Below are 5,946 nucleotides of genomic sequence, written 5' to 3'. Positions count from 1 at the left end.
GTTCTGGTCGTTCTTCGGCTCCGGGTCCTTCGACGCCGTCACCTGCTTGCTCGTGGTGTCCACGTACAGCTTCACAACAGACCTCCTGTGTCTGGGCCGGTGGTTGAGCCTGTCCCCGGTGGACATTTGCTCATGGCCTCTGTCCATATAGTTCTCGGATCGCAGTGACGACCTCACCGATCTCCTGTACATCTAGGGACGTCTCCGTTACAGTGGAGTCGTCCCAGACGTCCCTAGGGGGTTTCCAATGCCGAATCACCGTCTGCGCGATGCGTTCCTACGAAACGGGCTGACGCCGGCGAGCGTGGCGGAGAGGCTCAACGTGGACCCGAAGACGGTCGAGCGGTGGATCACCCAGGATCGGATACCGTATCCGCGTTACCGGCACGCCATCACCGCTATCGTCCGTGAAGGCGAGGAATACCTCTGGCCGGACGCAGTGTCGCCCGAGAAAGCAGCCCGGATCGGTCAGTCGGAGCTCATCCAGCTCTACTCCCGTCGTATCGCAGTGCCTCATGATCTCTGGCACCGGCTAATCAACAGGGCTGAGCGCAAGATCGACGTCTTGGCTTACGCCGGGCTGTTCCTGGTCGAGCAAGAGCCCAAGCTCATCGACACGCTCAAGGAGAAGGCCGCAGCCGGCGTAGAGATTCGTATACTGCTGGGCGATCCCAAGTCCGACGCGGTCAAGCAAAGGAGCATCGAAGAAGGAGCGCCCGACGTCATGGCGGCGAAGATTCGCAACGTGATGCAGTACTACGACCGCTTGCAGGGTGTGAAGGGGGTCGAGGTGCGTCACCACAAGACGACGCTGTACAACTCGATCTACCGGTTCGACGACGAGATGCTCGTCAACGCACACGTACTCGGGTTCCCCGCACCGCACGCGCCTGTCATGCATCTCCGAAAGCTGGCCGGCGGCGATCTCTTCGGCACCTACGCCGACAGCTTCGACCGCGTCATGTCCGCCTCAGACCCGGCTTGGGTCAAGGAGGTGGCAGCCTAGAGCTATGGCGAGGACAGAGCACTACCACGACCCGGACGCCCCAGCAGCAAACAGCATCGTTGTTGCCGTGTCTGTCTTCGTCACCGACGAACAGGGCCGGCTGCTACTCATCAAGCGCACTGACAACGGCCTGTGGTCGCTGCCCAGCGGAGGGCAAGAAGTCGGCGAGTACGTGGCCGAGACGGCCGTACGTGAGACTCGTGAGGAAACCGGCGTAGTCGTCGAGGTTACGGGCGTGGTTGGCGTGTACTCCGATCCGGCGCACGTCGTCGAGTACACCGACGGCGAGGTACGGCAGCAGTTCTCGCTCTGCTTCCGAGCGCGGCCACTCTCAGGGGAACCGACGCCGAGCGAGGAGTCAACCGAGGTGCGATGGGTGACGCGTGAGGACCTGAGACGACTCTCGGTCCACCCGTCGACGATGCTCCGCATCAAGCATGGCTACGAGGAACGCAGCGAGCCCTACATCGGCTGAGCAACGAAGCCGGCAAGCCTGCCCTGAGTCCGTCGTACCGAGGCAACAATCTCCGGCTCAGCGCGTGTGATGAACCGGGTGACCAGGTGATCGGGTCCATAGCGTGACCGGATTTCGGCGAGCCTGTCGTTCACATCGAAATCCTGCCCGTCCGGTCCGGTCGTCATGTCCGAGAAGCAGAGCGCATCGGTCACCGGCGACTCCTCGCGCGGGAACTCGTCGGCCAGGACGTGACCCAGTCCGCGTTCCTCCGCCTCCAGCCAGGCGCAGGAGTGGTGAGCCACGAACGCCGCAATACGCTCGTCAACGCTCTCCCGCCTCAGCCATCGGGCACCGTCCAGCGAGTGAAAGCCAGTGTCCACTAGGCCAGGGCTGTAGCCCACGTCATGCAGCCAGGCCGACGCGACAAGCACGTCACGGTCCTCAGGGGGTACAGCACCGCACACCTGTCGAGCCTTCGCGGCAACGGCCTGGACGTGACTCCAACGGCGAGGCAACGCGGCCTCAAGCTTGAGTCGAGCAATCTCCCGAGCAGCATCGACAAGGACGGCCATAGCGACAGCCTACGGAGCATCTGGGCACCAGACCACCCTCCGGCGGTTGGCCGACCAGGCGAAGGGGCGGCCGGACTGCCGGCGATGTTGTGCAAAGTTTCTGTACGTCTTCAAGGCGGCCCTGAGCGGGCCGCACGCGCCGCCGCCTGGGCGCGCGTCCGACGCTCCGCTGGCGCTCCACGCCGGCCACGCAGAACGCCCGTCGGCTGGCGCGGAGAGCGGGAAGCCCGGTGGCCGCCGCAGACGGTAGCGCCGAGGGCGGCTGAGGTTTGTGGCCGGCAGCCGGCCGGGCCGCGCCCCGAGCGGCGCGGCGCAGGGAAGGGCACGCCCGGTCGGTGCGGCGGGTTGCGGCGGCGTCGGTCGCGGTTACCGCGCCTCCGGCGGGGGCGCAACGACTCCGAGATGGCCGGGGGTCCGTCGGCGGGTCGCGGTCGGTGGGTGGTTGCGTGAGCCATCCCGCCTGCCGACGACCCGGGCGAGCCGAGCAGACCACCGCCCGGCCCGCCAGCGTCCGTACGAGCGTCAAGGTCCGCTTGACGTGGCGGACCGGGCGGCGGCCCGCTCCCCAGGAGGGCGGGTCGGCGGCAGACGGGATGGCGTAGCCGTCATTGCGGCAGGTCCATTCGCAATTGCAGCTCCATAGCAGACGCGAAGGACGCGGATCTGATTCCGATGTAGGCGTGTTAGCTAGTCAACGCTATCTGCGTGCTCAACCCTAGAAATTTGGTCCTTAGTTGGGGGAACGACTTCCTGAGCAATTTCTCTGTCCAGAGAAGCATCGTCCTCCTGACTCGTCTCGTCCATAGCTTGACAGGGAACCAGGAGCCGCAGGCCGTGCCGGTCTTCGGTATCCGAAATGCACCAACCCTGCGGCAGCCTACCGCCATGAACTTTCCGCGATACCCTGGCGTCGGCAAATCGAGGCTCTTCGTGAAAGTTTGCCGTAATGATTGAGAGTGTCGAGTGGAAGGCAGCCCCTCCGAACGCGGCCAACTGGTGAAAGGTTGCCCGATCGAAGCGGGCGCTATCAAGGAAGATGCTCTCTCCGAATCTGCAGTCCTTATAGAAAACTGCATCAAGGAACTTGGCCTTGCCGGCGAAACGGACACTGCCGAACCGCGCATCGCCATTAAAGGTTGCCGAAGAAAAGTTACTCGCCAGATAAAATCGAACGCTCCCGAAGCGCGTCTCACCGTGGAACTTGCAGCCGCCAAAGGATGCCTCTCGATGGAACTCAGCCTGGCCGAATCTCGCTTCACCCTCGAACTCAGCTTCGCTGAAGTAGCAGGCACCACCAAAGATGACATCACCGAAGTAGCACGTTGCCCCGAAGCTGGCCGAATCGAATTTCGTTCCACCTGAGAAGCGCGTGCCTATGAACGTGGCACCACGAGTGAACTTCACCCTTTCAAACCGCGCATCCGCATTGAACTGCACATTCTCGAACTTGACATAGCCTCGGAACTCGCACTCTCGGAACGAGCAGCGCTCATCGAAAGACGAACCTGAGAACCGTGCTGTGTCGATGAAGATTGCGCCGCCGAAATTCGCACTCGCTACAGCACAACCCTGGAAGTCAAATTTGACTAGGGTGGCGTGCTGCAAGTCGATCCGGATGCTTGGCCAGTATCCGTCCGGTCTGGAAGGCCGCAAGTGGTTCGAAAGAATCCGCTGGGCCGTGATGCGCACATCTCGCTCTCCTAGTTCGGCTGACAGCTTCAAGGCCTGTGCGTCGGAGGCACTTTCACCCTCTTGCTCCGGCTCCCGCGAAGAGAGGGCGTGCGGCATTCGCAAGTAGGCGCAGATCACATTGACGATAGTTTGCCGGTGGGCTTCGTCGCTTTGAGCCAGCCTCTCCAATGCGTATAGCGCACCCAGACGCACAGACGCCTTCTCGTGCCCAAGGTTATCGACCGCCTTGGTGTAGGACTCAGTTATGCGACGCTCAGTCGCATCATGTTGAGTCGCAACCGCCACCCTTTCCTGGTGGGCTTGCGTGCGCTCATGTAGCCATTGCCTGCGCATTGCTAGCGCTAAAGCGACAGCACCACCCGTCCCTGCACCCACTGAAAGACCTGCCTTAATTGCATCTATGCGCAATTTGGCTTGCTCTATCGGAGAGGAATTTGCGGGTAGGGCGGCTACCGCCAACAACCAGTTGATCGTTAGCCACGTCGCTGTAATCACAAAGGCGCTAGCCAAAACGACTGACCACCAAGGCATGACTTTAAGAGGGGCCTCGGGGTCGAACGACCTCCTTCGCTTCGCAAGATGAAGGAGGTAGGAAGCGGTAATCAGCACGAGCCCCGAAATGGCCAGCAAAATGGAATGACCGGGTAGTGCCGCGAGGGCTGCCCGGACCACATCTGAAACAAGTTGCCTATTGGTCAGGGACCAGTTCGTGATTCCGGCTACCAGCAAGGAGATCCCTGCCAAGCCCAGAAAGGCATGCCACCTTGGCCGTTTTGATTGCGATCTGGTATCCAAAGTGGCTCCCACTGCGAAGACTGTCCTGGCAGACTACTCCTTGGCTGCCAGGCCGGTAGTCCCGGCGACCCTCGGGCATGCACCCGCCATTGGCGCCGGTCCCCGTTCACACCGAAGCGGTCGTGGCTCACCTATCCCATGTCTTGGCCTCTAGCAAACCCCATCGGGGCAAAGATGCATGCTGGAGCGAAGGAGACGACGAGAAGCAGGAGGTCCACAGCCATGCTGTGGAACGGGGAGCTCAGCAACGCGCTGACGCAGTATGAGGCGAGCATGAGCGCGAGGCCGCGCTTCAACCAGGGCCCGTCGTTGACGACGCCGAGCGGCACGCCGATCGCCATTCCCGTCCCGCTGAGCACTACGGCCATCACAAGGACGGCGGTAAGAGCGCGGGCAGGTGAGCCGCCAGCGTGAGAGATGAACGACCCCGAGAGGAAGCCAAAGATGACTGCCACGACGGCCGTCGAGGCGCGGACAGTCGCTCGCATGGCAGGACACTACATGTCGCCGTACTGCCCACAGGTGCAGCACCGCTCGTAGTCTCCCGGCACAGCTGGGTGACTATTTGGGTGACGATCGGGACGGACAACGGCGGACTGTCACGGACACTGGGGGATCGTCCTAGCAGCTCAGTGGCTTCAGAGCCGCAGGTCAGCGTCCCGTGTGGATTGCCTGGGGGGCAAGGGGTCGTCGGGGCGTACATGGGGCACAAGACAGCTTGAAACGCCGGCGACCAGCGATGAACGGGACCGATTCGCACCCCAGTCCGTCACGCATCCCCAACTGCCGCAGGGTGGGCCGGCGGCAGCCGCTTCCTTTCGTGATATCTCACGGCGTTCCACCTCTTCGAGGCAGGGTGCGTCCGTACTCAATCGCGACGAATGTACCCAGCACTGGCAGGAGCGCCACACCCCAGCCGCCTGCGTGGAAAAGGATCGCGGCCGCTATGCCGTTGGTGATCAGCATTGCGAGGATGTAGAGGGCGAGGCGCAACTCCAGAAGAGACACGCGTGGAGTATTGCGGACGGGCGCAGACCGGGTGTGACCCAGGCCAGGCCCATCACCTGTGGACCGCCGCACGACGCTCCAGAGTCGCCGGGCCCACCGGCACCTGAGCCGAAAGTGGGCGTGACCAGGTGACGCCCGTGACGGGGTCGCGGCGAGAGGTGGCCGCCGACAGCAACGGTGACAGCAACGAACCCGGACGAGGACAGCCGCCAGTGGCCGAGCGCGGATCAACGCCCGACGTCAGAGACGTGCGCGGACCGGCCCGAACGGAGCGCCCAGAACTTACAAGCGAGGGGTCAGGCGGCGCGGGAGGCCGCTCCTGAGAGGGCGGTTCGAAGATCTTTGAGTTGGTCTGTGGCTTGAGTCCGTTTGGAGATCGTTCTGCAGGTTCGTTGTGGATAGTGATCACTCGATGT

The 5,946-nt window shown here is 62.8% G+C and carries 6 protein-coding genes; 2 read left to right on the top strand and 4 right to left on the bottom strand.

Features of this window, described 5'->3' with window-relative positions:
* Window positions 1-304 precede the first annotated feature (304 nt).
* Complete coding sequence (locus AB0I41_RS34635) at window positions 305-1,006, top strand: XRE family transcriptional regulator (RefSeq protein ID WP_357115511.1); 702 nt, start codon at window positions 305-307, stop codon at window positions 1,004-1,006.
* 4 nt (window positions 1,007-1,010) lie between these two features.
* Complete coding sequence (locus AB0I41_RS34630) at window positions 1,011-1,481, top strand: NUDIX domain-containing protein (RefSeq protein WP_357115507.1); 471 nt, start codon at window positions 1,011-1,013, stop codon at window positions 1,479-1,481.
* Here AB0I41_RS34630 and AB0I41_RS34625 read toward each other — a convergent pair.
* The 4 genes from AB0I41_RS34625 to AB0I41_RS34610 form a co-directional block, all read right to left on the bottom strand.
* The gene (locus AB0I41_RS34625; RefSeq protein ID WP_357115505.1) at window positions 1,469-2,035 is read right to left on the bottom strand and encodes an HD domain-containing protein; all 567 of its coding nucleotides are present in this window, start codon (window positions 2,033-2,035) and stop codon (window positions 1,469-1,471) included. The genes AB0I41_RS34630 and AB0I41_RS34625 overlap by 13 nt on opposite strands.
* Window positions 2,036-2,722: 687 nt before the next feature.
* Window positions 2,723-4,471 carry a pentapeptide repeat-containing protein gene (locus AB0I41_RS34620; protein ID WP_357115502.1) on the bottom strand — a complete coding sequence of 583 codons (1,749 nt, stop codon included), beginning with the start codon at window positions 4,469-4,471 and terminating at the stop codon, window positions 2,723-2,725.
* A gap of 182 nt (window positions 4,472-4,653) precedes the next feature.
* Window positions 4,654-5,010, bottom strand: a complete 357-nt coding sequence (locus tag AB0I41_RS34615) for a hypothetical protein (protein WP_357115499.1) — start codon at window positions 5,008-5,010, stop codon at window positions 4,654-4,656.
* Window positions 5,011-5,350: 340 nt separating this feature from the next.
* Window positions 5,351-5,530 carry a hypothetical protein gene (locus AB0I41_RS34610; protein ID WP_357115496.1) on the bottom strand — a complete coding sequence of 60 codons (180 nt, stop codon included), beginning with the start codon at window positions 5,528-5,530 and terminating at the stop codon, window positions 5,351-5,353.
* Between the last annotated feature and the right edge of the window lie 416 nt (window positions 5,531-5,946).

It is taken from the genome of Micromonospora sp. NPDC050200 (genome assembly GCF_040656135.1).
In the GTDB taxonomy this organism is placed as follows: Bacteria; Actinomycetota; Actinomycetes; order Mycobacteriales; family Micromonosporaceae; genus Micromonospora.
Note: the sequence above shows the minus strand (reverse complement) of the source record. Positions and strands in the feature narration are given on the sequence as shown.